Annotated in this window: 24 protein-coding genes and 1 pseudogene; 10 read left to right on the top strand and 15 right to left on the bottom strand. The window is 71.7% G+C overall.

Annotated features, from left to right (window positions below; all coding sequences use genetic code 11):
• Nucleotides 1–4: 4 nt before the first annotated feature.
• Nucleotides 5–817: a 4-(cytidine 5'-diphospho)-2-C-methyl-D-erythritol kinase gene (locus Q0112_RS10295; RefSeq protein ID WP_297974829.1), complete on the top strand. Its 813-nt coding sequence runs from the start codon at nucleotides 5–7 to the stop codon at nucleotides 815–817.
• A gap of 14 nt (nucleotides 818–831) precedes the next feature.
• Here Q0112_RS10295 and mscL read toward each other — a convergent pair whose 3' ends face one another.
• The 3 genes from mscL to Q0112_RS10280 form a co-directional block, all read right to left on the bottom strand.
• Nucleotides 832–1,254 carry a large-conductance mechanosensitive channel protein MscL gene (gene mscL, locus Q0112_RS10290; protein WP_297974827.1) on the bottom strand — a complete coding sequence of 141 codons (423 nt, stop codon included), beginning with the start codon at nucleotides 1,252–1,254 and terminating at the stop codon, nucleotides 832–834.
• Between the two features lie 64 nt (nucleotides 1,255–1,318).
• The gene (gene pheT / locus Q0112_RS10285) at nucleotides 1,319–3,712 is read right to left on the bottom strand and encodes a phenylalanine--tRNA ligase subunit beta (protein WP_297974824.1); all 2,394 of its coding nucleotides are present in this window, start codon (nucleotides 3,710–3,712) and stop codon (nucleotides 1,319–1,321) included.
• Nucleotides 3,713–3,916: 204 nt separating this feature from the next.
• Nucleotides 3,917–4,300, bottom strand: coding sequence for an antibiotic biosynthesis monooxygenase (locus Q0112_RS10280; protein ID WP_297974821.1), 384 nt, complete (start codon nucleotides 4,298–4,300; stop codon nucleotides 3,917–3,919).
• Nucleotides 4,301–4,430: 130 nt separating this feature from the next.
• On the opposite strand from Q0112_RS10280, the gene Q0112_RS10275 reads away from it, so the two are divergent.
• On the top strand, nucleotides 4,431–5,507 hold the full coding sequence (locus Q0112_RS10275; RefSeq protein WP_297974818.1) for a patatin-like phospholipase family protein: 1,077 nt from the start codon (nucleotides 4,431–4,433) through the stop codon (nucleotides 5,505–5,507).
• A 207-nt stretch (nucleotides 5,508–5,714) separates the two neighbouring features.
• Complete coding sequence (rnk, locus tag Q0112_RS10270; RefSeq protein WP_297974817.1) at nucleotides 5,715–6,125, top strand: nucleoside diphosphate kinase regulator; 411 nt, start codon at nucleotides 5,715–5,717, stop codon at nucleotides 6,123–6,125.
• 37 nt (nucleotides 6,126–6,162) lie between these two features.
• On the opposite strand, the gene pheS is transcribed toward rnk, so the two are convergent.
• From pheS to Q0112_RS10210, 12 genes are all read right to left on the bottom strand, one after another.
• Complete coding sequence (gene pheS, locus Q0112_RS10265; protein ID WP_297974816.1) at nucleotides 6,163–7,245, bottom strand: phenylalanine--tRNA ligase subunit alpha; 1,083 nt, start codon at nucleotides 7,243–7,245, stop codon at nucleotides 6,163–6,165.
• 102 nt (nucleotides 7,246–7,347) lie between these two features.
• The gene (rplT, locus tag Q0112_RS10260) at nucleotides 7,348–7,710 is read right to left on the bottom strand and encodes a 50S ribosomal protein L20 (protein ID WP_297974814.1); all 363 of its coding nucleotides are present in this window, start codon (nucleotides 7,708–7,710) and stop codon (nucleotides 7,348–7,350) included.
• A 13-nt stretch (nucleotides 7,711–7,723) separates the two neighbouring features.
• Nucleotides 7,724–7,924 carry a 50S ribosomal protein L35 gene (gene rpmI / locus Q0112_RS10255; protein WP_297974812.1) on the bottom strand — a complete coding sequence of 67 codons (201 nt, stop codon included), beginning with the start codon at nucleotides 7,922–7,924 and terminating at the stop codon, nucleotides 7,724–7,726.
• Nucleotides 7,925–8,032: 108 nt separating this feature from the next.
• Nucleotides 8,033–8,509, bottom strand: coding sequence for a VOC family protein (locus tag Q0112_RS10250; protein ID WP_297974809.1), 477 nt, complete (start codon nucleotides 8,507–8,509; stop codon nucleotides 8,033–8,035).
• A 47-nt stretch (nucleotides 8,510–8,556) separates the two neighbouring features.
• On the bottom strand, nucleotides 8,557–9,468 hold the full coding sequence (locus Q0112_RS10245) for a VOC family protein (RefSeq protein WP_297974806.1): 912 nt from the start codon (nucleotides 9,466–9,468) through the stop codon (nucleotides 8,557–8,559).
• Nucleotides 9,469–9,489: 21 nt separating this feature from the next.
• Complete coding sequence (locus tag Q0112_RS10240; protein WP_297974804.1) at nucleotides 9,490–10,092, bottom strand: dihydrofolate reductase family protein; 603 nt, start codon at nucleotides 10,090–10,092, stop codon at nucleotides 9,490–9,492.
• Between the two features lie 224 nt (nucleotides 10,093–10,316).
• Entirely contained in the window at nucleotides 10,317–10,670 is a 354-nt protein-coding gene (locus Q0112_RS10235; protein WP_297974801.1) for a DUF1428 domain-containing protein, read from the bottom strand.
• Nucleotides 10,667–11,284, bottom strand: a complete 618-nt coding sequence (locus Q0112_RS10230; RefSeq protein WP_297974799.1) for a TetR/AcrR family transcriptional regulator — start codon at nucleotides 11,282–11,284, stop codon at nucleotides 10,667–10,669. The genes Q0112_RS10235 and Q0112_RS10230 overlap by 4 nt, the downstream gene beginning before the upstream one ends.
• Before the next feature lie 186 nt (nucleotides 11,285–11,470).
• Nucleotides 11,471–12,928: a pyruvate kinase gene (pyk, locus tag Q0112_RS10225; RefSeq protein ID WP_297974796.1), complete on the bottom strand. Its 1,458-nt coding sequence runs from the start codon at nucleotides 12,926–12,928 to the stop codon at nucleotides 11,471–11,473.
• Between the two features lie 108 nt (nucleotides 12,929–13,036).
• A complete protein-coding gene (locus tag Q0112_RS10220) occupies nucleotides 13,037–14,281 on the bottom strand; it encodes an alpha/beta fold hydrolase (RefSeq protein ID WP_297974794.1) in 1,245 nt (414 codons plus the stop codon).
• Nucleotides 14,278–15,261 carry an alpha-ketoacid dehydrogenase subunit beta gene (locus Q0112_RS10215; protein ID WP_297974791.1) on the bottom strand — a complete coding sequence of 328 codons (984 nt, stop codon included), beginning with the start codon at nucleotides 15,259–15,261 and terminating at the stop codon, nucleotides 14,278–14,280. The genes Q0112_RS10220 and Q0112_RS10215 overlap by 4 nt, the downstream gene beginning before the upstream one ends.
• A gap of 4 nt (nucleotides 15,262–15,265) precedes the next feature.
• Nucleotides 15,266–16,297: a thiamine pyrophosphate-dependent dehydrogenase E1 component subunit alpha gene (locus Q0112_RS10210; protein WP_297974789.1), complete on the bottom strand. Its 1,032-nt coding sequence runs from the start codon at nucleotides 16,295–16,297 to the stop codon at nucleotides 15,266–15,268.
• Between the two features lie 141 nt (nucleotides 16,298–16,438).
• Between Q0112_RS10210 and Q0112_RS10205 the strand changes: the two genes are divergently transcribed.
• From Q0112_RS10205 to Q0112_RS10175, 7 genes and pseudogenes are all read left to right on the top strand, one after another.
• Nucleotides 16,439–17,422: an autoinducer 2 ABC transporter substrate-binding protein gene (locus tag Q0112_RS10205; protein WP_297974786.1), complete on the top strand. Its 984-nt coding sequence runs from the start codon at nucleotides 16,439–16,441 to the stop codon at nucleotides 17,420–17,422.
• 163 nt (nucleotides 17,423–17,585) lie between these two features.
• The gene (locus Q0112_RS10200) at nucleotides 17,586–19,091 is read left to right on the top strand and encodes a sugar ABC transporter ATP-binding protein (RefSeq protein ID WP_297974783.1); all 1,506 of its coding nucleotides are present in this window, start codon (nucleotides 17,586–17,588) and stop codon (nucleotides 19,089–19,091) included.
• Nucleotides 19,088–20,074 (top strand): ABC transporter permease, encoded by a 987-nt coding sequence (locus Q0112_RS10195; protein ID WP_297974781.1) that lies wholly within the window; start codon nucleotides 19,088–19,090, stop codon nucleotides 20,072–20,074. Before Q0112_RS10200 ends, Q0112_RS10195 begins: the two co-directional genes overlap by 4 nt.
• Nucleotides 20,071–21,096 (top strand): ABC transporter permease, encoded by a 1,026-nt coding sequence (locus Q0112_RS10190; RefSeq protein WP_297974779.1) that lies wholly within the window; start codon nucleotides 20,071–20,073, stop codon nucleotides 21,094–21,096. Before Q0112_RS10195 ends, Q0112_RS10190 begins: the two co-directional genes overlap by 4 nt.
• On the top strand, nucleotides 21,096–22,097 hold the full coding sequence (locus tag Q0112_RS10185) for a dihydroxyacetone kinase subunit DhaK (RefSeq protein WP_349770563.1): 1,002 nt from the start codon (nucleotides 21,096–21,098) through the stop codon (nucleotides 22,095–22,097). Before Q0112_RS10190 ends, Q0112_RS10185 begins: the two co-directional genes overlap by 1 nt.
• Entirely contained in the window at nucleotides 22,094–22,705 is a 612-nt protein-coding gene (locus tag Q0112_RS10180) for a dihydroxyacetone kinase subunit L (protein ID WP_297974774.1), read from the top strand. Before Q0112_RS10185 ends, Q0112_RS10180 begins: the two co-directional genes overlap by 4 nt.
• A gap of 91 nt (nucleotides 22,706–22,796) precedes the next feature.
• Nucleotides 22,797–23,347 (top strand): annotated as a pseudogene (locus Q0112_RS10175) (IS5 family transposase); the annotation flags it as partial.

Here is a 23,347-nt window from a genome sequence, read left to right as displayed (position 1 = left end):
GGTTCTGCGACGAGGCCTGCATGGCGACGCCGAGCTTGGTGCGGTTGAAGTAGAAGTAGAGCGCAACGGTCATCAGCACGGTGACGGCGATGACCGCGATCTCGTCGAGGCCGAGCCGGCCGCCGGCCTCTCGCTGGCGATCGGCGGCCCCTTCGCGCGCGAGCTGAGCGCGGGGCCCGACAACCTCGTGCTGCGCGCGGCCTGGCTTCTCGCCGCCGGCCGCGGGGCGGCGATCCGCCTCACCAAGTCGCTGCCGGTCGCGAGCGGCATCGGCGGCGGCTCGGCCGACGCCGCGGCGACGCTGCGCCTGCTCGCGCGCCTCTGGCAGGTGGAGCTGCCGCCGCCCGACGCCGTCCTCGCCATCGGCGCCGACCTACCGGTCTGCCTCGCCGGCCGGGCCTGCCGCATGACCGGCATCGGCGAGGAACTCGCGCCGCTGGCGCTGCCGCCCTTCTGGATCGTGCTGGCCAATGCCGGCGTGCCGCTCTCGACCGCCGCCGTCTTCGCCGGCCTCGCCTCGCGCAGCAACCCGCCGATGCCCGACCCCCCGGCGCTGGCCGACGCCGCGGCGCTCTTCGACTGGCTGGCCGCCGGGCGGAACGACCTCGAGCCGCCTGCCGTCGCCGCCGCCCCGGTGATCCGCGAGACGCTGGCAGCGCTGGCGGCGCAGCCCGGCTGCCGCCTCGCGCGCATGTCGGGCACCGGCGCCACCTGCTTCGGCCTCTTCGCCGCCGAGGCCCCGGCCCTCGCGGCCGCCGACGCCCTGCGCCGGACGTACCCGGCCTGGTGGATCGCCGCCGCCCCGGTCGAGGGCTGAGCCGGCCTTCGGTGTCAGCCGGCCGAGGGCGGGGGAAGCGGCGCGGCGCGGTCGCGGAGGATGTCGCGGATCTCGATCAGCACCTCCTCCTGGGTCGGCCCGGCCGGCGTCTCCTGCGGCTTCTCGCTGGTGTCGACCATGGCCCGGACCCGGTTGACCCCCTTGACCAGCAGGAAGACCACCCAGGCGATGATCAGGAAGTTGATGACCGCGGTGATGAAGGCGCCGTAGCGGAGCGTGGCGACATGCTCGCCCTCGCCGAAGCGGAACGCGAGGTCGGAGAAGTCGATGCCGCCGACGATGAAGCCGATGATCGGGTTGATCAGGTCGTCGACGATGCTGTTGACGATGGAGGTGAAGGCCGCGCCGATGATGATGCCGACGGCGAGGTCCATGACGTTGCCGCGGGCGATGAACTCGCGAAATTCCTTCAGCATCCCGTCGTCTCCGCGTTCGTTCCGGCGAACCTAGCTAGCGCGGCGGACCGCCCGGAGCAACCCGTCAGCTGCGCAGGGTTCCGCCGGTCGCCCGCGTGACGCTCTCGACCACGCGCCGCGACACCGCCTCGATCTCCGCCTCGGTCAGGGTCGCGGTCGTCGGCTGCAGCCGCACGGCGATGGCGAGCGACTTCTTGCCCACCCCCATCTGCGCCTCGGCCTTCGGCCCGGCGAAGACGTCGAAGACGCTGACCGAGGCGATCAGCGCCTTGTCGGCGGCGCGGGCGGCCTTCAGCACCGCCTCCGCCTCGGTGCGCGCGTCGAGCACGAAGGCGAAGTCGCGCTCGACCGGCTGCAGGTCGGACGCCCGGAGCGGCGGGCGGGTCGCGCCGCGGCCGCGCGGCTCGGGCAGCGCCTCGAGGTGGAGGGTGAAGGCGACGGCCGGGCCCTTCACGTCGAGCGCGGCGAGGACGCGCGGATGCAGCTCGCCGAAGGCGGCGAGGCGGGTCTTGTGCCCGAGCGACAGCGTCGCCGAGCGGCCGGGATGGAACCAGGCCGGCGCGTTCCGCTGCAGGATGAGGGTCGCCGGCGCGCCGGCCGACGCCAGCGCCGCCTCGGCGTCGGCGCGGGCGTCCCAGAGGTCGACCGGCCGGCGGGTGCCCTGCGGGTTGCGCGGCGCGGTGGCACCGGTGCGCAGCCCCGCCGCCTGCGGACGCTGCTCGCCCGGCTCGCCGCCCGGGAAGGTCTGGCCGATCTCGAAGAGGGCGAGGTCGGTGAAGCCGCGGGCCTGGTTGCGGGCCGCGGCGCGCAGCAGCCCGGGCAGCAGGTCCGGCCTGAGGTGGCTCATCTCCGAGCTGATCGGGTTCTCGAGCCGCACCGCCTCGTCGCCGCCGCCGAAGAGCTCGGCCGCCGCCCGGTCGATGAAGCTGTAGGTGACCGCCTCGTTGAAGCCGAGCGCGGCGATCGCCCGCCGCACCCGCCCCTCGCGCCGCTGGGCGGCGGTGAGGATCGGCCGCGCCACGCCGGCGGGGCGGGCGAGCGGACGCCCCTCGAGCTTCGCCAGCGAGGCGACGCGGGCGACCTCCTCGACGAGATCGGCCTCGCCCTGGATGTCGGGCCGCCAGCTCGGCGGCACCACCTCGCGGCCGCTGACCGCGAAGCCGAGCGCGGCCAGGATGCGCGCCTGCTCGGCCTCGGGGATCTCCATGCCGACGAGGCGGGTGATCCGCTCCGGGTCGAAGCGGTAGCTGCGCCGCGTGTCGGGGACGGCGCCCGCCACCACCACCTCGGAGGGCTCGCCGCCGCAGAGGTCGAGCACCAGGCGGGTCGCGAGCTCCATGCCCACCGGCGTGAAGGCCGGATCGACGCCGCGCTCGAAGCGGTAGCGGGCGTCCGAGGCGACCTTCAGCCGCCGCCCGGTGCGGGCGGTGCGGACCGGGTCGAAATAGGCCGCCTCGATGAAGACGTCGGTCGTCTCCTCGGTGGCGCTGGTGCGCATGCCGCCCTTGATGCCGCCGATCCCGTCCGGGCCGGTGGCGTCGCAGATCACCGTCTCCGAGCCGTCGAAGGCATAGTCCTTGCCGTCGAGGGTGTGGATCGTCTCGCCCGGCCGGGCGAGGCGGACGGTGATCGGCCCGTTGAGCTTCTTCGCGTCGAAGACGTGCAGCGGCCGGTTGCGGTCGTAGGTGACGAAGTTGGTGATGTCGACGAGCGCCGAGATCGGCCGGAGGCCGATGGCGCGCAGCCGCTCCTGCAGCCACTCGGGCGAGGGGCCGTTCCGGACCCCGCGGATCATCCGGCCGACGAAGAGCGGGCAGGCCTCGCCGGCGACGTCGGGCGCCAGATAGACGGCGACCGGACAGGGGAAGGCCCCCGGCACCGGCTCGACCGGCGGGGTGACGAGCCGCCCGAGCCCGCGGGCGGCGAGGTCGCGGGCGATGCCGGCGACGCCGAGCGCGTCGGGGCGGTTGGGGGTGATCGCGACGTCGATGACCGGATCGAACGGGACGACGTCGATGTAGCGCGCGCCGACCGGCGCCTCGGGGTCGAGCTCGACGATGCCGGTATGGGCGTCGGAGAGCTGCATCTCCCGCTCGGACAGCATCATGCCGTGGCTCTCGACGCCGCGGATCTTGCCGACCTTGATCGTGGTGTCGATGCCGGGGATGTAGTCGCCGGGCTTGGAGACCACCACCTTGATCCCGGCGCGCGCGTTCGGGGCCCCGCAGACGATCTGCTTCTCGCCGTCGGCGGTCATCACCCGGCAGACCCGCAGCTTGTCGGCATCGGGATGCGGCACGGCCTCGAGCACCTCGCCGACGGTGAAGGCGGCGAGCGCCTCGGCCGGGTTCGTCACGCCCTCGACCTCGAGCCCGAGGTCGGTCAGCGCAAAGGTGATCTCCTCGAGCGTGGCGGAAGTCTCGAGGTGCTCCTTGAGCCAGGCGAGGGTGAACTTCATCGGGCGCGTCCTGCAGTCGGCGGTCGCGTCGATCTAGGCCAAGGCGGCACCGAGGAAAAGCCCCGAAAACCGGGCCGAGGCCCCGGCCGAACCGCGCCCGGGCACGTTAACGATGCTTGCGATCCGGTTAACAAAAATTTGATAGTCAAGCGAAAACAAAGGCATGACGAAGTGGGCACGCGTGCCCACCCCGTGCCCGGCATGTCAGACGGGCGAGTCCCGGTCGGCCCGCGGGTTGAGGACGAAGGCCTCCGGAGCGGTCGCATGGTAGCTGGTGCCGAAGCCCTTGAGGATCTCGCGCGAGGCGGCGTCCGGCTCGCCGAAGCAGCGGCAGACGATCCTGTCGCAATCGCCGACCAGCGCCGCGAGCGGGGCCTTGCCCTTGGAATTCTCGAGATGCGCCCGGAAGGCGGCGTCGGTCGCATAGATCTCGACCCATTCGCTGACCCCCTCGGCCGGATATTCCGCATGGTAGGCGATGACCCCGGGGTGCTCCAGCATCACGTGGGCGAGCGCCTGCTGGTTGCGCTGGAAGTCCGCGACCTTGCCGGGCGAGATCTCCCAGCGGATCTTGAGCATGAAGGCCATGACGTCATCCTCCTCCCCGATGCTTCACGGACGCGAGCCTGCCCCGGCCGGCCGGTCTTGGCAACCGGTCCCCGGCGCCGCTATCCTGCCCCGCCCGCCCGACGCGGCCGGAAGCATCTCGGAGACTCGCATGGGAAAGCCTGCGGCGCCCGCCAAGCCGCTCAATCTGGCGCTGCAGGGCGGCGGCTCGCACGGCGCGCTGACCTGGGGCGTGCTCGACCGGCTGCTCGAGGACGAGCGCATCGCGATCGTCGAGACCAGCGGCACCAGCGCCGGCGCGATGAACGCGGTGGTCCTGGCGGACGGCTTCGCCGCCGGCGGGCGGGAAGGCGCGCGGGCGGCGCTCGCAGCCTTCTGGAAGGCGGTCAGCGACGCGGCGCGCTTCTCGCCGGCGCAGCGCACCTGGTGGGACCGGATGGCCGGCCGCTACAGCCTCGACCGCTCGCCGGGCTACCTGATGATGGAGGGGATCGGCCGGCTCTTCTCGCCCTACGAGCTCAACCCGCTCGACCTCAACCCGCTGCGCGACCTCCTGGTCGCGCGGGTGGACTTCGACCGGGTCAACGCGCCGGGCGGGATCGCGACCCACATCAACGCCACCAACGTCCGGACCGGGCTGCCGCGCGTCTTCGACACCGGCGCGATCACGGCCGAGACGGTGCTGGCCTCGGCCTGCCTCCCGCAGATGTACAAGGCGGTCGAGATCGACGGCGAGGCCTATTGGGACGGCGGCTTCTCGGCCAACCCCGCGCTCTATCCGCTGATCACCAACACGGCGAGCCCCGACATCCTCATCGTGCAGATCAACCCGATCCACCGCCGGGCGCTGCCGCGGACCGCGCGCGACATCATCAACCGGGCGAACGAGATCAGCTTCAACACCAGCCTGGTCAAGGAGCTGCGGACGCTGGCGCTGCTGCGGCGGGCCTCGGCGCTGGCGCCGGAACTCGAGGCGGCCGGCACGGGCCAGCTCTACCTCCATCTCGTGCACGTCGACGAGGAGGTGCAGGACCTCGCCGCCTCGAGCAAGCTCAACGCCGAATGGGGCTACCTGCGCGAGCTCTTCGACCGCGGGCGGCGCTGGGCGGACCTCTGGCTGCGCGAGCATTTCGACAGCATCGGGCGCTGCTCGACCTTCGACGTCGAACGGCTCTTCGAGGAGCCGGCGGCGCGGCCGGCCGAGCTTCCGCCGGCGCTCGAGACGTGAGGCTTGACGCGGGCCGGGCGGCTCCCTAGCTCTAAACCATGCACGAGAACCGCGACATCTGCGGCTGCGCTTCGGCAAGGCCGCTCCTGATCCGCCCGATTACCCGGGCGCGCTGAGGTCCGTGCACGCCCGGGCCGCGCCCGGGCCGACCATCCAAGACATCATGCCCGCCCGGAGAGGCGGAAGGAATTGCCAGGAGGAGTTTCCATGTCCCATGTCGCGACCACGCCGCCCGAGCCGCCGATCGTGCTCGACGCGGCTTACAGCGAGCGCCTCGAGTCGCTGGCCGCCACCGCGATGCGCGGCCCGGCGGCGGAACTCGGCGACCGGCTGATGCGCGAGGTTGCGCGCGCCACCGTTCTGCCCTCGGCGGAGATGCCGGGGGACGTCGTGAACATCGGCTCCGCCGTGCGCTTCCGCGACGAGGTGACCGGCCGCGAGCAGACCGTGACGATCGTGCTGCCGGCCGACGCCAACATCGCCGCCGGCCGCGTCTCGGTGCTGACCCCGATCGGCGCCGCGCTAATCGGCCTGCGGTCCGGCGCCTCGATCGGCTGGGAGACCCGCGAGGGCGAGGAGCGCCGGCTGACCGTGCTCGACGTCCGCCGCGGCGAGTGAGCCGCGCGCCAGCCCGCCGTGCCGGCGCGCGGCGCGCCTAGCGGCTGATGCCGCCCGGGAGCGTCGGAACGTCGAGCGGCAGGAAGCCGTAGTGGCGGAGCCAGCGCAGATCGCTGTCGAAGAAGCTGCGGAGGTCGGGGATGCCGTACTTGAGCATTGCCAGCCGGTCGATGCCCATGCCGAAGGCGAAGCCCTGCCACTCCTCCGGATCGACGCCGGCGGCGGCCAGCACCTTGGGGTGCACCATGCCGGAGCCGAGGATCTCGAGCCAGTCGTCGCCTTCGCCGATCCGGAGCTGGCCGCCGGCGAAGGAGCAGCGGATGTCGACCTCGGCCGAGGGCTCGGTGAAGGGGAAGTGCGAGGCGCGGAACTTGAGCTCGACGCCGTCCACCTCGAAGAACGCCCGGCAGAACTCCTCGAGAACCCACTTGAGGTTCGCCATCGAGATGTCGCGGTCGATGGCGAGGCCTTCGACCTGGTGGAACATCGGCGTGTGCGTCTGGTCGTAGTCGGCGCGGTAGACCCGCCCCGGCGCGATGACCCGGATCGGCACGCCCTCCCTCTCCATCGCGCGGATCTGCACCGGCGAGGTGTGGGTGCGCAGAACGTGCGGCGGGCGGTTGTCGCCGCCCGAGCGCGCCATGTAGAAAGTGTCGTGCTCCTGCCGCGCCGGATGCTCGGGCGGGATGTTGAGCGCGTCGAAATTGTACCAGTCGCTCTCCACCTCCGGCCCCTCGGCGACGGCGAAGCCGAGGTCGGCGAAGATCGCGGTGATCTCTTCCATCACCTGGCTGACCGGGTGGATGGTGCCCTCCGCCGTCGGGCGCGGCGGCAGCGTCACGTCGGCCCACTCGCCGGCGACCCGCGCGTCGAGCGCGGCGTCGGCGAGACGGGCGCGGGCCTGGGCGATCGCCTCGGCGAGGTCGTCCTTGAGCGCGTTCAGCGCCGGCCCGGCGGTCTGCCGCTCCTCGGGCGACATGGCGCCGAGGCCGCGCATCAGCGCCGAGACCTCGCCCTTCTTGCCGAGTGCCGCCAGCCGCACCTCCTCGAGGCCGGCCTCGTCGCCGGCGGCGTCGATGGCGGTCAGGTACTTCTCGCGCAGGCCGGTGATGTCGTCCAAGGTCTCGCCCCCAAATCCGGGCAGACGCCTACCACAAGGGCCCGGGATTGCAAGCGAGGGACCGGCGCGGACGCCGGCCCCGGCGGGGATCAGGCCAGGGGATCAGGCCAGCGCGGCCTTCGCCTGGTCGACGATGGCGCCGAAGGCGGCCGGCTCGCGCACCGCGAGGTCGGCGAGCACCTTGCGGTCGACCTCGATGCCGGCCTTGTTCATGCCGTCGATCAGCCGCGAGTAGGTGAGGTTCGCGTCGTGCTCGCGCACGGCGGCGTTGATGCGCTGGATCCACAGCGCCCGGAACTGCCGCTTGCGCACCTTGCGGTCGCGCGTCGCATACTGCAGCGCCTTGTCGACGGCCTGCTTGGCGGTGCGGTAGTTGGTGGAGCGGGCGCCGTAGTAGCCCTTGGCCTGCTTGATGATCTTGCGGTGGCGGGCGTGGCTCGCCGGACCAGCGGTGACTCGGGACATCTCTCGGGCCTCCTCAGCGCGCGTAGGGCATGTAGGACTTCACGATCTTCTCGTCCGGGGCCGAGAGGGTCGTGGTGCCGCGGGCCTGGCGGATGAACTTGGTCGACCGCTTGATCATCCCGTGCCGCTTGCCGGCCTGGGCGACGAGGATGCGGCCGGTGGCCGTGACCTTGAAGCGCTTCTTGGCGCCCGACTTGGTCTTCATCTTGGGCATTTCGCTCTCCTTCAAGAGGTTCGGACGCGCCGCGGCAGCCCGTGTTCGCCGGGCACGTCGGTGGAGCGCGGGCTTATAGGCTTCCCGTGCCTCGAAGGCAAGCGCCTCTCAGGCGTGCGCCGCCTCGCCGCGCCAGGCCCGCTCGAGCGTCGCGATGTCGAGCTTCACCATCCGCATCACCTCGGTCATCACCCGGTCGGCCGCCGCCGGGTCGCCCGAGATCCATTCCGGGATCCGGCGCGGCGCGACCTGCCACGGCAGGCCGAAGCGGTCCTTGACCCAGCCGCACTTCACTTCCCTGCCGCCCTCGGCGAGGCGCGCCCATATCCGGTCGATCTCCTCCTGGCTGTCGCAGGCGACCGAGAGCGAGACCGCCTCGGTGAAGGGGAAATCCATCCCGCCGTTCAGCGCCTGATAGCTGCGGCCGTCGAGTTCGAAGACGATGAGGAGGACGGTGCCGGGGTTGCCGGTCGCCTCTGTGTTGCGCGCGACGGACACGATCCGCGAGTTCGGGATCAGCGAGACGTAGAAGTTCACGGCCTCCTCGGCGTTGCCGTTGAACCAGAGGCAGGGGGTGACGGACATGATCTCTCTCCTTTCAGGTGGTGCGGGCGCGGGCCCCTCCGGCCCCGCTAGCTGTCGACGACGGCCGCCCCGGCGAAGGCGCGCTCGAGTGTCGCGAGGTCGAGCTTCTTCATCTTCATGAAGGCGGCGGTGAGGCGCTCGACGCCGGCGCGGTCGCCCGAGGTCATCATCTCCCCGAGCGCCCGCGGGGCGATCTGCCAGGAGACCCCGAAGCGGTCCTTCAGCCAGCCGCAGGCCTCTGCCTCGGGCACCGCCGAGAGCGCCGACCAGAGGCGGTCGATCTCGGCCTGGTCCTCGCAGTTGACGAGCAGCGAGAAGGCCTCGGTGAAGGGAGCCTCCGAGGTGACGCTCTCCATGATGGTGAGGGGCTGGCCGTCGATCGTGAGCCGCGCGTGCCGGACGCCTCCGGCGGGGTCCCTGCCGCTGCCGTCGTGGCGCATGACGCTCTCGAGTCTCGCACCGAGCGCGGAGGCGTAGAGGTCGATCGCCTCCTGCGCCCGGCCGGCGGCCTCGCCGCCGAAGAGGAGGCTCGGGGTGATGGTGCGCCCGGCCGCGGCGCGGCTGCCGAGGCAGACCTGCCAGCTCAGCCCCCAGCGGTCGGCCAGCCAGCCATAGTGCTCGCCCCACTCGTAGCGGTCGAGCGGCATGAGCTCGCGGCCGCCCTCGATCAGGCCCTCCCACAGGCGGTCGACGGCCGCCCTGTCCTCGAGGGTGACGAAGAGCGAACCGGCGTGGGTGAACTGGAAAAGCGGGCCGCCATTCAGCGCGATCAGACCGGTGTCGCCGAGGCGGAACTCGACGGTCATCACGCTGCCGGGCTCGCGGCCGTGGATCTCGCGCCCGGCTTCCGGGTAGCGCACGACCGAGCCGATGGCGGAGCCGGCAACGAGGTCGACATAGGTGCGCGCCGCGGTCTCGGCATCGCTGTCGTACCAGAGATGGGGGGTGATCTTCTGCATGCTGTCCTCCTTCGGCAGCCGTCAGTCCTTGATGACGCGGTAGCGGATGTGGGTCGCGAGCGGGCCGTCGGTCGCAGACAGCTTTTCCAGGGCGATCGGTCCCTTGAACCCTTCGAACAGGCGCACGCCGCTGCCGATCAGGCTGGGCGCGAGGTGGATCATCACCTCGTCGACCACGCCGGCATCCAATGCCTGCTGGCAGGGGGACGCGCCGCACAGCAGGACGTCCTTGCCGCCGGCCGCCGCCTTGGCCCGGCTTACCGCGCTTTCGATGCCGTCCGTGACGAAGACGATCCTCGAGCGACCCTTGGGGACCGTTTCGGGATCCGGCGGATGGTGGGTGAGGATGAAGAGCGGAACGCCCGTCAGCGGGTGCGATCCGCCCCAGCCGCCGGTGATGTCGTAGGTCCGCCGCCCGAAGATGAAGGCGCCGGACCGGGCATGCATCCGGTCGACCTCGGCCTTGTTGGCGCCGCCCTCCTCCTGGGCGTTCGAAAGCCAGCCGAAGACATGCTTGATGCCGTCGCGACCGTTGGGAAACTCCTCTCCGTCGTCCGGCCCCGCGACGAACCCGTCGAGGGACATGCTCATCTCGATGACGACCCTGGACTCTGCGGTCTGCATCACGTCCTCCCTTGCCCGCCGATCCCGGCGACGCTCGCGGTCGCCGCCGCAGGTGACGTCGGGGCGGCGGCCGGGCCTCAGAGAGACCTCAGCAGAAGGGGCGCCGCGCCGTTAACCTTCGTCAGCAAGTGGTTACTCTGTCCGGATAAATACATATATTCCAGTATGTTGCCAGGTTGGGCACGCGTGCCCGGTCTGCGCCCGGGCCGTTTCGCAGAGGACTCTCAGACGTCGACGAGGGGCGTGAAGCCGCCGTAGACCATCCGCATGCCGTCGAAGGGCGCGCCCTTCATGTCCTGCGGCATGCGCGGGTCTTCCATGACCTTCTTCATGCCGGTGTCGCGGGTCTCCTTGTCGGGCCATTCGATCCAGGAGAAGACCACGGTCTCGTCGTCCTTGCGCTTCACCGCCATGGGGAAGGAGGTAACCTTGCCGTCCGGCACCTCGTCGCCCCAGCATTCGACGCAGCGGGTCGCGCCGTGCTCCTTGAAGATGACGAGCGCCTCCGCGGCGTACTTGCGGTAGGCCTCGCGGTTGGCGGTGGGGACCGCCAGGACGAATCCGTCGACATAGCTCATGGCAGCGCCTTCCTTTGCGGTTGGGTTTCGAAGAGCAATGTGAGGTAGCGGCGGAGATGGCCAAGGCTGTCGGCGGCGACCCGCGCATCGCCGGTGGCCTTGGCGAGGATGAAGGCCCCCTGCAGCACGCCCTGGATGTGGAGAGCGAGCCCCGCGGGGTCGATGTCGCTCCGCCCCTGACGGGCGAGGAGGGCCGCGATGTCCGGCGCGAGCGTCAGCGCATGGCCGGTGATCTCGCGCTCGCAGGCCGCGCGGATCGCCGGATGGGTGGCGTAGGCCTCCTGCACCATGGTGCCGAGCAGGCAGGTGTATTCCGGGATCTCCCCCGCGAGGATCGCGGTGCGGAAGTCGACGTAGGCGAGGAGCCGGTCGAGCGGGTCCGTCATCGTCTGGTAGGGCGCGGTAGCGAAGAGGCCAGCCGCCATCTCGCCGAAATGCTTCGCCACGGCGACGCCGAGCTCCTCCTTGGAGCGGAAGTGGTGGAAGAAGGCGCCCTTGGTGACGCCGGCCGTCTGGCAGAGCTCGTCGACCGAGGTGGCGGCGAAGCCCTTGCCGCGGATCACGGCCATCGCGGCGTCGAGAAGCTTGGTGCGGGCGTCCTTCTGCGGCGGCATTCCGGGCGATTCCTTCTGGTTGCAGATAACATACCGACTGGTTGGTATGTATGTCAAGCAAGAGTCAGGACGACAGGCCCCCACGGATTAACCTTGGTTGAAAGGTGGTTAACGCGCAGGATATTGTTTATTGATTTCAGAAGGTTGCCAGAAGCCCGCACTGTGCGGACCGGTTCGCGGCACGCCTCAGTCCTCGGCGCCGCCCTCGTAGATCGCCCGCTCGTTGGCGGTGGCGACGCGCAGGATGTTGGTCGAGCCGGAGACGCCGAACGGGATGCCGGCGGTCACGACGATGCGGTCGTCCTCGGCGGCGAAGCCGTCCTCGCGGGCGGCGCGGGCGGCACTGACCACCGCCATCTTGAAGCGGTCGACCTCCGGCACCACCACGCAGTGCAGCCCCCAGGAGAGCGCCAGCCGCCGGGCGGTGCCCACCATCGGCGTCAGCGCGATGATCGGCACCCGCGGCCGCTCGCGCGCGGCGAGGAGCGCGGTCTTGCCGGAGTGGCTGAAGCAGCAGATCGCCTTGACCTTCGTCGTCTCGGCCACCTCGCGTGCCGCGACCGTGATGGCGTCGGAGACGCCGGAGTGGGCCGCGGTATGCTGTGCGTCGATCACCTGGCGATAGATCTCGTCCTGCTCCACCGCCTCGGCGACGTTGCTCATCGTGGTCACCGCCTGCACCGGATAGTCGCCGGCGGCGGATTCAGCCGAGAGCATCACCGCGTCCACGCCCTCGTAGATCGCGGTCGCGACGTCGGAGACCTCGGCGCGGGTCGGGACGGGGGCGGAGATCATGCTCTCGAGCATCTGGGTCGCCACGATCACCGGCTTGCCGGCGGCGCGGCAGGCGCGGGTCAGCCGCTTCTGGATCGGCGGCACCTGATGGACCGGCAGCTCGACCCCGAGATCGCCCCGCGCCACCATGATCCCGTCCGAAGCCTCGAGGATCTCGGCGAAGGCGTTCACCGCCGCCGGCTTCTCGATCTTGGAGAGGATAGCGGCCCGCCCGTCGGCCAGCTCGCGCGCCTCGAAGACGTCGCTCGGCCGCTGCACGAAGGAGAGCGCCAGCCAGTCGATGCCGAGGTTGCAGGCGAATTCGAGGTCGCCCCGGTCCTTGGGCGAGAGCGCCGCGAGCGGCAGCACCACGTCGGGCACGTTGACGCCCTTGCGGTTCGAGATCTCGCCGCCGACGACCACCTCGGTCGTGGCATGCCCGGGCGAACAGTCGAGGACCCTCATCCGGAGCTTGCCGTCGTTGACGAGCAGCGTGGCGCCGGGCGCGAGCGCCGCGAAGATCTCCGGGTGCGGCAGGCAGACGCGGCTGGCGTCGCCCTCGGCCGGGTCGAGGTCGAAGCGGAACCGCTGCCCCTTCTCGAGCATCACCGAACCGGCGGCGAAGGTGCCGCACCTGAGCTTCGGCCCCTGCAGGTCGGCGAGGATGCCGATCGGCCGGCCGACCTCGGCCTCCACCTGGCGGACGAGCGCGTGGCGGCGCGCGATGTCCTCGTGGGTGCCGTGGCTCATGTTGAGCCGGAAGACGTCGGCGCCGGCGAGGAACAGGCTCCGGATCATCTCGTAGGTATCCGACGCCGGGCCGAGTGTCGCGACGATCTTCACGTTGCGCTGCCGGCGGAGCGAGGTCATGCCCGGGCCATCCCATCCCTGCGGTTTTGGCCGGTTATAGCCCAAGGGCCGGAGGATGGAACGGCAAATGCCACCCGCGCCCGGCCTTTTTGGCAGCGCCCCCGGCCGTCAGCCGCGCGGCCTGCCCCCGAGGATGAGCGCCGCGAGCTCGGCCGGCGCGTCCCACTGCGGCATGTGCCCGGTCGGCAGGAAGTGCACCGCGACCTCGGGCGGCATGGCGAGCGCATGGGTCGCCGGCACGATCCGGTCCGCGGTACCGAAGACGGCGCGCACCGGCAGGCGGCGCGCGAGCGCGGCCAGCGGGCGGAGGATATCCGTGCGCTGCCCCAGCGGGCCGACGAAGGCGTCGACCAGGCGCGCGAGGCGGCCGCGCGCCGTCTCGCCGGCCATCGCCGCGAGGGCGGCGTCCGACAGCGAGCCTCCCCTCGGCCCGAGCCGGCGCAGCAGATGGGCGAGCTCGCCCGGGGTGCGCGCCGCCGCCATTCCCGCGACGAAGCCCTGGTCGATCTCGCGCCCGGCGCCGGCCGGGCAGACGAGAACGAGCTCGGTTACCCGCTCCCCGAGCCGCCCCGCGAGGCCGACCGCGGCGACCGCCCCGAGCGAGTGGCCGACCAGCCGCAGCCGGCCGGGCAGCTCGGCGGCGAGCGCGGCGAGCGCGGCCTCGATCGCCGCGGGATCCTCGGCCTCGATACCGGTCTCGCCGTGCGCCGGCAGGTCGGGCGCCGCGATCCGACACCCCGCGCGGGCGAGGATCGCCGCCGTCGCCGCCCAGGTGCGGCGGTCGCCGGCGAAGCCGTGCAGGAGAAGCGTCGTCTCGCCGGACCCGGGACCGGCGAGGTCGCAGGCCATGCGGCCGCCCGGTAGGTCGAAGAAGCGCGGGCCGGGACCATGCTCCGCGCCCTCGGCCCGCTCCACGTCGCGACGCTCGATCCGGCCGCACCTGCCGGTGCCGGCGATGGTGTCGAGCGAAAGCCCCGCTTGCCGCGCCAGCCGGCGCGCGACTGGTGTCGCCCGGAGCCTGGTTCCCGCCGGCGCGGGCCTCGGCGCCTCGACGGGGGGAGGGGAGGGCGGCTCGGCGGCTCCGGCCGGCGCGCCTTCGGTCCAGTCCCCCTCGTCGGCGACGGTGGCGCGGGCGAGGGCGGCCCCGACCGGGAGGCGTGCCCCCTCCCCGGCGAGGATCTCCACCAGCACGCCGTCGCCGAGCGCGGGATATTCGACGACGGTCTTGTCGGTCTCGAGCTCGACGATCGCCTGGCCGCGGCGGAAGGCGTCGCCCTGCGCGACCAGCCAGCGCACGACCGTCGCCTCCTCCATGGTCTCGCCGAGCCGGGGCAGCGCCAGCGTGCGCGTCATGCCCGGCCCCCGAGCATCCGCGCGGCGGTCCCGGCGATCAGCTCCGGGCCGGGCACGGAGCCGGCTTCGAGCGCGGTCGAGACGGAGATCGGGATATCCTCGCCGGCGACGCGCACCACCGGATCCTCGAGGAAGTCGAAGCATTCCTCGGCGATGCGGGCGGAGAGTTCGGCCGCAACGCCCGCGGTCATCGCGCCCTCGCTTACCACCATCGCCCGGCCGATCGCCTCGACCCGCTCGCGGATGGTGTCGAAGTCGAGGGGGTTGAGCGTGCGCAGGTCGATCACCGTCGCCTCGATGCCCCGCTCCGCCAGCCGCCGCGCGGCTTCGAGGGCGTGGTAGAGCTGGCGCGAGTAGCTGACGATAACGAGATCGCCGCCCTCCCGGCGCACGGCGGCCCGGCCCCAGGGTGGCGGCTCGGCGGCGAGATCGACGGTCTCCTTCATGGTGTAGAGCGCCTTGTGCTCGATGAAGACGACCGGATCCGGGCAGGCGATGGCCTGGCGGAGCAGGTGATAGGCGTCCGCGACCGTCGCCGGCATGGCGAGCCGCAGGCCGGGCGTATGCATCACATAGGCCTCGAGGCTCTGGCTGTGCTGGGCGCCGGCCGAGCGGCCGGTGCCGCCCTGGGTCCGCAGCACCATCGGCACGCCGGTCTGGCCGCCGAACATGTAGCGGATCTTCGCCGCCTGGTTGCCGAGCTGGTCCATCGTCATGCCGATGAAGTCGACGTACATGAGCTCGGCGACGGGCCTGAGGCCGGTCATCGCCGCGCCGACCGCTGCGCCGACGATGGCGGCCTCGGAGATCGGCGTGTCGATGACGCGGTCGGGACCGAAGTCGCGGATGAGGTCCCTGGTCACGCCGTAGGCCCCGCCGTAGCGGCCGACCTCCTCGCCGAGGACGACGACGTCGGGATCCTCGGTCATGGCGTCGGCAAGCGCCTGGCGCAGCGCGTCGCGGTAGGTGAGCTCGATCATCGCCTCACTCCCTCGCCAGCACGCGGTCGATCCGCGCCCGCACCGGCTCCGGCTCGGGCTCGGCTGGGTCGAAGACGTCGCGGAACATCGAGGCGAGCGGCGGCTCGCCGGCGGCGACGGCGAAGTCGATCGTCGCGTCCATCTCGGCGTCGGCCGCGGCGTCGAGCGCTTCGAGCTCGGCCTCCGTCGCGAGCCCGGTCTCGAGGAGACGGGCGCGGGCACGGGCGAGCGGGTCGCGGGCGCGGCCCTCGGCCTCCTCCTCCGGCGAGCGATAGGGTGACTTGTCCTTCCGGGCATGGCCGTAGAAGCGGTAGCAGGTGACGGCGAGAAAGCCCGGCCGCCCGGCGCGCGCGGCGTCGGCGAGCGTACGCGCGGCGTCCGCGACCGCCTCGACGTCGACGCCGTCGACCGTCGCCCCCTCGAGCCCGAAGGCGAGCGCGCGCTCGTGCAGCGCGGTGTTGGCCGTCGCCTGGTCGATTCGCGTCCCCATGCCGTACTGGTTGTTGATGCAGACGAAGAGCACGGGCAGGCCCCAGAGCGCCGCCATGTTCATGCTCTCGTAGAGGATGCCCTGCCCGGTCGCGCCGTCGCCGAAGAAGGCGACGCTGATCGCGCCGGTGCCGTGGTGGCGCGCCGAGAGCCCGGCGCCGACGACGGCCGGGATGCCGCCGCCGACGATGGCGTTGGCCCCGAGGTGGCCGAGGCCCATGTCGGCGATGTGCATCGAGCCGCCCTTGCCGCGGCAGTAGCCGGCCTCCTTGCCGGCGATCTCGGCCATCATCCGCGCGGGGTCGGCGCCGCGGGCGAGGAAGATGCCGTGGCCGCGGTGGTGGGTGGTGAAGGTGTCGCGCGGGCCCATGGCGGCGGTGACGCCGGCCGCTGCCGCCTCCTCGCCGATCGAGAGGTGGAGCATCGAGCCGGCGGTCTGCCCGCGGACGAAGAGCTCGCCCACCCGCTCCTCGAAGCTGCGGATGCGCCGCATGGTGCGGTAGAGGGCGGGGAGCGCCGAGTTGCTGGCGCCGGGGGTCACGTGCATGGGGCCTCGCGGGCGTTGGATCTCCTCCATTTGTCACCAGGAGGCGGCGAGATTCCAGTGCTGGAAAGGCGCCTCGTTCCGCCTATAGTGCCTTGAGATCAGCAACCCCGCGGGATGCGGGGACCGACGGGAGGACCTGCAATGAAGACCGGACTGAAGCTTCTCGCCTGCACGGCCGTGGCCGGCGCCGCGCTGGCGGCGCCGCTGGTGGCCCAGGACAAGCCGAAGATCGCGACCGTGGTGAAGATCGCCGGCATCCAGTGGTTCAACCGCATGGAGGAAGGGGTGAAGCAGTACGCCGCCGATACCGGGGCGGACGCCTTCCTGGTGGGGCCGGCGCAGGCGGATCCGCAGCAGCAGGTGGCGCTGATCGAGGACATGATCGCCCAGGGGGTGAACGCGCTCGCCGTGGTGCCGATGTCGCCGGAGGCGCTGGAGCCGGTGCTGGGCAAGGCGATGGGGCAGGGGATCACCGTCATCACCCACGAGGCGGCGGCACAGCAGAATACCAACTGGGACATCGAGGCGTTCCAGAACGAGGCCTTCGGGGCGAACCTGATGGAGCGGCTGGCGACGTGCATGGGGGGCGAGGGCGAGTATGCGGTCTTCGTCGGGTCGCTGACCTCGCAGACGCATAACCAGTGGGTCGACGGGGCGATCGCCTACCAGAAGGAGAAGTACCCGAACATGACGCTGGTCGGGGACAAGAACGAGACCTTCGACGATCAGCAGAACGCCTATGCCAAGGCGCAGGAGGTGCTGCGGGCGTTCCCGAATGTCAAGGGATTCCAAGGGTCTGCCTCGACCGACGTGGCGGGGATCGGGCTCGCGATCGAGGAGCGGGGGCTCGAGGATCAGACCTGCGTGATCGGGACCTCGCTGCCCTCGATCGCGGGGCAGTATCTCGAGACCGGCGCGGTCGACGGGATCGGCTTCTGGGATCCTTCGCTCGCCGGCTACGCGATGAACAAGCTCGCCAGCATGGTGATGGGCGGCGAGGAGGTGACGGACGGGATGGATCTCGGGCTCGAGGGCTACGAGAACGTCAAGATCGACGGCAAGGTGATCTACGGCCAGGCCTGGGTGAACGTCGACAAGGACAATATGGCCGACTATCCCTTCTGACCCGCCGCCGGCCCCGGGAGCGCTTCCGGGGCCGGAATCGCGGGATGGCGCCCGGTTCCGGCGCATGCCGCTGAAAAGGCTGCAAAAATCGCGTATGGAACGCATATGGAATGCGTATGGAAAGCATATGGGTGGTCGTTGACGGAAGGTTGACGCCGGCGGGGTGCGGCCGCCCATGACGGCGGCGGACGAGCCCCTCATCGTCATGCGGGGCGTGACGAAGACCTACGCCGGGATCCGCGCCCTCGACGGCGTCGGCTTCGCGATCCGCGAGGGCGAGGCGGTGTCGCTGGCCGGCGAGAACGGCAGCGGCAAGTCGACGCTGATCAAGATCCTCGCCGGCGCCGAGGAGCCGGACGAGGCGAGCATCACCGTCGCCGGCGAGAGCTTCGCGCGGCTCACCCCGCGCCAGTCGGCGGGGGCGGGGATCATGGTGATCTTCCAGGACTTCTCGCTCTTCCCGAACCTCTCGGTGGCCGAGAACATCGGCTTCAGCGCCGAGCTCCACGCCGGCCACCGGCTGGTCGACCGCGGGCGGGTGCGGGCGCTCGCGGCGCGGACCCTCGAGCGGGTCGGGGTCGACATCCCGCTCGACGCGCGCGTCGAGACGCTCTCGGTCGCCCACAAGCAGCTCGTCGCCATCTGCCGCGCGCTCGCCTCGGACGCCCGGCTCATCATCATGGACGAGCCGACGACCGCGCTGACCGAGCGGGAGGTGCGGGTGCTGCTCGGCATCATCCGCCGGCTGAAGGCCGACGGGGTCGCCGTCCTCTTCGTCAGCCACAAGCTCGCCGAGGTGCTGGAGGTCTGCGAGCACGTCGTGGTGCTCAGGAACGGCCGCAAGGTCGCCGAGGGGCCGGCGGGCGAGTTCGATGCCGCCTCGCTCGCCCGGCACATGACCGGGCGCGACGTGGCCGAGGCGCTGCCCTCGCCGCTCGCCGACGGCGCGCCGCGGCTCCTCGAGGTGCGCGGCCTCTCCAAGGCCGGCGCCTTCGCCGACATCGGCTTCGAGCTCCACGCCGGCGAGGTGCTCGGCATCGCCGGCCTGCTCGGCTCGGGCCGCACCCCGCTCGCCAAGGCGCTCTTCGGGCTCGTCGCCCCGGACGCGGGCCGCGTCACGCTCGACGGCCGCGAGGTGCCGCTCGGCGACCCGCTCGCCGCCGCCGCGGCCGGGATCGGCTACGTCCCGGAGGACCGGCTGACCGAGGGGCTGTTCCTCACCCAGTCGATCCTCCGCAACGTCGGCATCGGCCGGCTCGAGGCGCATGCGCAGGGGCCGCTCCTCGACGTCGCCGGCCTCTGGCGCGAGGCGGAGGAGTGGCTGCGCCGCCTCGCGGTCAAGGCGCCCGACCCGGCGGCGCCGGTCCGCTCGCTCTCGGGCGGCAACCAGCAGCGGGTGGTGCTGGCCCGCTGGCTGGCGCGCGGGCCGAGGATGCTGCTGCTCAACGGGCCGACGGTCGGGGTGGACGTCGGCTCGAAGGCCGAGATCCACGGCATCATCCGCGACCTCGCCGGGCGCGGCCTCGGCGTCGTGGTGATCTCCGACGACCTGCCCGAGCTCCTCGCCACCTGCCACCGCATCCTGGTGATGAAGGAGGGGCGCATCACCGACGACCTGCCCGGCACCGCCACGAGCGAGGCCGATCTCGCCCACAGGCTCGCCTCATGAAGCTCGACCTCACCCGCAACGAGACCCTGGTCGCCGGCGTCATCCTCGCCTTCTGCGCCATCGCCGCCGTCGTCGACCCGGGCTTTCTCTCCATGCCGACGCTGACCGACCTGCTGCGCGGCGGGATCGTGCTCGGCATCTTCGCGGTGGGGGCGATGCTGGTCCTGGTCTCGGGCGGCATCGACGTGAGCTTCACCGCCGTCGCCGCCTTCGCCATGTACACGACGACGCTCCTGCTGGTGAACTGGGCGCCGGGCCTGCCCTGGTGGGCGGCCTTCCTCGTCGCCATGGCGATCGGGGCGCTGCTCGGCGCCTTCAACGGGCTCTTCATCGCCGGCTTCGGGCTGCCGACGCTGATCGTCACCCTCGGCACCCTCTCGATCTTCCGCGGCTTCCTGCTCACCTTCGTCGGCTCGAAGCTCATCTCCAACCTGCCGCCGGGGATGCGCGACTTCTCGCGGCTGATGATGGTGCGGGGGACGAACGCCGACGGCTCCTTCTACTCGCTGCCCTGGGCCTTCGCCTTCCTCGTCGGGGTGGTGGTCGTCACCTGGACGATCCTCTACCGCACGATGCTCGGGCGGGCGATCTTCGCCATGGGCGGCTCGATGGAGAGCGCGCGGCGCATCGGCATCCCGGTCCGGGCGACGCAGTTCTTCGTCTATGTCTATGTCGGGACGATGGCGGGGCTGGCCGGGATCATCCATGCCTCGATGGCGCGGGTGGCCAATCCGTTCGACCTCGTCGGGCTCGAGCTCTCGGTGATCGCCGCCGTGGTGCTCGGGGGCGCGCGGCTGGCCGGCGGCTACGGGACGCTGACCGGCACGCTGCTCGGGGTGGCGCTGATCGTGCTGGTCAGGAACTCGCTGATCGTCCTCGGCATCCCCTCGACCTGGCAGTCGGTCGCCATCGGCATCCTCATCCTGATCGGCACCGGCCTGCCCGCCTGGCAGGCCAAGCGCGCCGCGGCGAGGGCAGCATGAAGCGCCTGCTCGCCGCGCCGGAGGGCCGCCTCGCCGTCATCACGCTGGTGATCTTCGCCGGCATGTCGTTCCTCGCCCCCGACCGCTTCCTCTCGGTGCAGAACGTCACCTCGATGGCGTTCCAGTTCCCCGAGTTCGCCATCCTCGCGCTGGCCATGACCATCACCATGCTGACGGGCGGCATCGACCTCTCGGTGGTCGGCATCGCCAACCTCTCGGCGATCGTCGCGGCGCTGATCCTCACCCGCTTCGCGACCGGCACGACCGGGACCGACGCCGTCCTCTGGCTGGCGCTCGCCCTCGCGGCGGCGGGGGGCATCGGGCTCGTCGCCGGGCTCTTCAACGGCGTCGCGGTCGCGGTCTTCGGGCTGCCAGCGATCCTCGCGACGCTCGGCTCGGGGCTCATCTTCACCGGCATCGCCATCGCGCTGACCGGCGGGTCGGCGGTGATGGGCTTCCCGGCGGCCGCCGCCTGGCTCGGCAACGCGACGCTCGCCGGCGTGCCGGTGCCGCTCCTTCTCTTCGCGCTCCTCGCCGGCGGGCTCGCCTTCGTGCTGGCCCGCACCGGCTTCGGGCTCAAGGTGCAGATGTACGGCACCAACCCGCTGGCGGCGCATTTCGCCGGCGTCGACGTCACCCGCCTCCTCATCCGGGTCTATGCCGTCTCGGGGGTCCTCGCCGCCATCGCCGGGCTGGTGGTGATGAGCCGGGCGAATTCGGCCAAGGCGGACTACGGCTCGTCCTATCTGCTGCTGGCGGTGCTGATCGCGGTGCTCGGCGGCGTCAACCCCTATGGCGGCTACGGGCGGGTCGTCGGGGTGGTGCTGGCGGTCCTGTCGATGCAGTTCCTCTCCTCCGGGCTCAACATGCTCGGGGTGTCGAACTTCGCCCGCGAGCTGATCTGGGGGGCGCTGCTCCTCGTCGTGATGGTGGTGAACGCCGGCAGCTGGCCGCGGCTCCGGGCCCGGCCGCGCGTCCGCGCCGAGCCCGGACTGCAACCCTCGCCCGGAACGGAGACATGATGAAGAAGATCCTGAACCGCCCCGCCGACTATGTGGACGAGATGCTCGACGGGCTCGTCGCCGCGCATCCCGAGTTCTACCGCCTGCACGGCGACAGCCACCGGGTGGTCGCCCGCGCGACGCCGGGGCCGGAGGGCAAGGTCGGGATCGTCTCGGGCGGGGGCTCGGGGCATCTGCCGATCTTCACCGGCTATGTCGGGACGGGGCTGCTCGACGCCTGCGCCATCGGCGACGTCTTCGCCTCGCCCTCGGCCGAGCAGATGGCCGACGCGATCCGCGCCGCCGACCGGGGGTCGGGGGTGCTCAGGCTCTACGGCAACTATGGCGGCGACGTGATGAACTTCGACATGGCGGGGGATCTCGTCGAGTTCGAGGACATCCGCTGCACGACCGTGCTCCTCGCCGACGACGTGGCCTCGGCCGGGCCGGAGGAGCGGGAGAAGCGGCGGGGCGTCGCCGGGATGGTCTATGCCTTCAAGATCGCCGGCGCCGCCGCCGAGGCCGGGCTCGACCTCGAGGGCGTGACGCGCGTGGCGCAGAAGGCGGCCGACGCCTGCCGCTCGGTCGGCGCCGCCCTCTCGCCCTGCACCGTGCCGCAGGCCGGGCGGCCGACCTTCGAGATCGCCGAGGACGAGATGGAGATGGGCATGGGGATCCACGGCGAGCCTGGGGTCTGGCGCGACAAGCTGCGCCCCGCCGACGCCATCGCGGGCGAGCTGATGGACCGGCTGCTCGCCGACCGGCCGGTGGAGCGGGGCGACCGGGTCTCGATCCTGGTCAACAGCCTCGGGGCGACGCCGCCGGAGGAGCTCTACATTCTCTACCGTGTGGTGAAGGCGCGGCTCGACGCGGCGGGGGCGGAGATCGTCATGCCGCTGGTCGGGCGCTACGCGACCTCGATGGAGATGGCCGGGGTGTCCTTCACGCTGATCAGGCTCGACGAGGAGCTCGAGGGCTACCTCCGGGCGCCCTGCGACTGCGCCTTCTGGAGCGTCCGATGACGATCGACCGGGCGGCGCTGGCCGCCGCCATCGGGCGGCTCCGGGCGGCGATGGACCGGGAGGCGGACCGGCTGAACGCGGCGGACGGGGCGCTCGGCGACGGGGATCTCGGGGTCACCATGACCCGCGGCATGGCGCTCGTCGCCGAGGCGGGGCCAGAGCTGCCGGACGACCTCGGGCAGGCGCTGCTGCGCTGCGCGCAGGCCTTCACCAGGTCCTCCGGCTCCTCCTACGGGACGCTGCTCGCCACCGGGCTGATGGCGATGGCGAAGGCTGCGAAGGGCCGGACGGAGATCGAGACGGCCGAGCTGGCGGGCCTCGTCGCGGCGGCGCGGGATGCGATGATCGCGCGCGGCAAGGCGGAGGTCGGCGGCAAGACGGTGCTCGACAGCCTCGACGCGGTGGCGCGGGCGCTCGACGGCGTCGCCGACCCCGGCGTGGCGGCCGAGGTGGCCCGCGCGGCGGTGCGGGGCGCGCTCGACGATTTCCGCGACCGGCCGGCGACGGTCGGGCGGGCCCGCATCTTCGCCGAGAAGAGCCACGGCATGGACGATCCCGGCATGCTCGCCATGGCGCTGATCGTGGAGGCGCTGGCGCCGCCGGCGTGAGCGGGCGTGAGCGTCTAGGGTCAAAACTCAATCAAGCGGTTGAAGAAGCGTGTTGTGTCTGATTCCCTTCTGGAAATGAACCGGAGGGACGATGGCAGGCGTATTCTGGCTTTCGGATCGGGCTTGGTCGGCGATGAGCCGCTGTTGCCGTGTAACCAACCCGGCGCGCGACGGGTCGATGATAGGCGCGTGATCAGCGGGATCGTGCATGTGCTGCAATCGGGCTGTCGGTGGCAGGATTGCCCTGCTGCTTATGGCCCGCCGACCAGCGTCTACAATCGCTTCAACCGCTGGAGCCGCCGCGGGCTCTGGGGGCGGATCTTCGCCGAACTGGTCGCTCGAGCGGATCCCGGCGAGGAAATCAGCATCGACTCGACCGCCGTCCGAGCGCATCGCTCGGCGCAGGGCGGAAAAGGGGGGCGAAGGTTCAGGGCATCGGGCGCTCGCGTGGCGGTCCGACCACGAAAATCCATGCCCTGACAGACGGATGCGGGCGCGCCGTCGCGCTTCTGCTCACACCCGGGAACAGCGCCGACATCTCCGCCGCACCGAGCCTTCTGGCCACCCGGTCGGCGCCGAGACGGCTCATCGCCGACAAGGGATACGACGCCAACAGCCTGCGGAACTCCCTGCGGGCGCAGC

This window comes from uncultured Amaricoccus sp., assembly GCF_937858865.1.
GTDB lineage: Bacteria > Pseudomonadota > Alphaproteobacteria > Rhodobacterales > Rhodobacteraceae > Amaricoccus.
This window is presented reverse-complemented; position numbering and strand designations above follow the sequence as displayed.

Excerpts from the sequence above, each read along its gene's own strand:
- mscL (WP_297974827.1), bottom strand. The coding sequence starts at position 1,254 with ATGCTGAAGGAATTTCGCGAGTTCATCGCCCGCGGCAACGTCATGGAC.
- pheT (WP_297974824.1), bottom strand. The coding sequence starts at position 3,712 with ATGAAGTTCACCCTCGCCTGGCTCAAGGAGCACCTCGAGACTTCCGCC.
- Q0112_RS10280 (WP_297974821.1), bottom strand. The coding sequence starts at position 4,300 with ATGGCCTTCATGCTCAAGATCCGCTGGGAGATCTCGCCCGGCAAGGTC.
- Q0112_RS10275 (WP_297974818.1), top strand. The coding sequence starts at position 4,431 with ATGGGAAAGCCTGCGGCGCCCGCCAAGCCGCTCAATCTGGCGCTGCAG.
- rnk (WP_297974817.1), top strand. The coding sequence starts at position 5,715 with ATGTCCCATGTCGCGACCACGCCGCCCGAGCCGCCGATCGTGCTCGAC.
- rplT (WP_297974814.1), bottom strand. The coding sequence starts at position 7,710 with ATGTCCCGAGTCACCGCTGGTCCGGCGAGCCACGCCCGCCACCGCAAG.
- rpmI (WP_297974812.1), bottom strand. The coding sequence starts at position 7,924 with ATGCCCAAGATGAAGACCAAGTCGGGCGCCAAGAAGCGCTTCAAGGTC.
- Q0112_RS10250 (WP_297974809.1), bottom strand. The coding sequence starts at position 8,509 with ATGTCCGTCACCCCCTGCCTCTGGTTCAACGGCAACGCCGAGGAGGCC.
- Q0112_RS10245 (WP_297974806.1), bottom strand. The coding sequence starts at position 9,468 with ATGCAGAAGATCACCCCCCATCTCTGGTACGACAGCGATGCCGAGACC.
- Q0112_RS10240 (WP_297974804.1), bottom strand. The coding sequence starts at position 10,092 with ATGCAGACCGCAGAGTCCAGGGTCGTCATCGAGATGAGCATGTCCCTC.
- Q0112_RS10235 (WP_297974801.1), bottom strand. The coding sequence starts at position 10,670 with ATGAGCTATGTCGACGGATTCGTCCTGGCGGTCCCCACCGCCAACCGC.
- Q0112_RS10230 (WP_297974799.1), bottom strand. The coding sequence starts at position 11,284 with ATGCCGCCGCAGAAGGACGCCCGCACCAAGCTTCTCGACGCCGCGATG.
- pyk (WP_297974796.1), bottom strand. The coding sequence starts at position 12,928 with ATGACCTCGCTCCGCCGGCAGCGCAACGTGAAGATCGTCGCGACACTC.
- Q0112_RS10220 (WP_297974794.1), bottom strand. The coding sequence starts at position 14,281 with ATGACGCGCACGCTGGCGCTGCCCCGGCTCGGCGAGACCATGGAGGAG.
- Q0112_RS10215 (WP_297974791.1), bottom strand. The coding sequence starts at position 15,261 with ATGATCGAGCTCACCTACCGCGACGCGCTGCGCCAGGCGCTTGCCGAC.
- Q0112_RS10210 (WP_297974789.1), bottom strand. The coding sequence starts at position 16,297 with ATGCACGTGACCCCCGGCGCCAGCAACTCGGCGCTCCCCGCCCTCTAC.
- Q0112_RS10205 (WP_297974786.1), top strand. The coding sequence starts at position 16,439 with ATGAAGACCGGACTGAAGCTTCTCGCCTGCACGGCCGTGGCCGGCGCC.
- Q0112_RS10195 (WP_297974781.1), top strand. The coding sequence starts at position 19,088 with ATGAAGCTCGACCTCACCCGCAACGAGACCCTGGTCGCCGGCGTCATC.
- Q0112_RS10190 (WP_297974779.1), top strand. The coding sequence starts at position 20,071 with ATGAAGCGCCTGCTCGCCGCGCCGGAGGGCCGCCTCGCCGTCATCACG.
- Q0112_RS10185 (WP_349770563.1), top strand. The coding sequence starts at position 21,096 with ATGAAGAAGATCCTGAACCGCCCCGCCGACTATGTGGACGAGATGCTC.
- Q0112_RS10180 (WP_297974774.1), top strand. The coding sequence starts at position 22,094 with ATGACGATCGACCGGGCGGCGCTGGCCGCCGCCATCGGGCGGCTCCGG.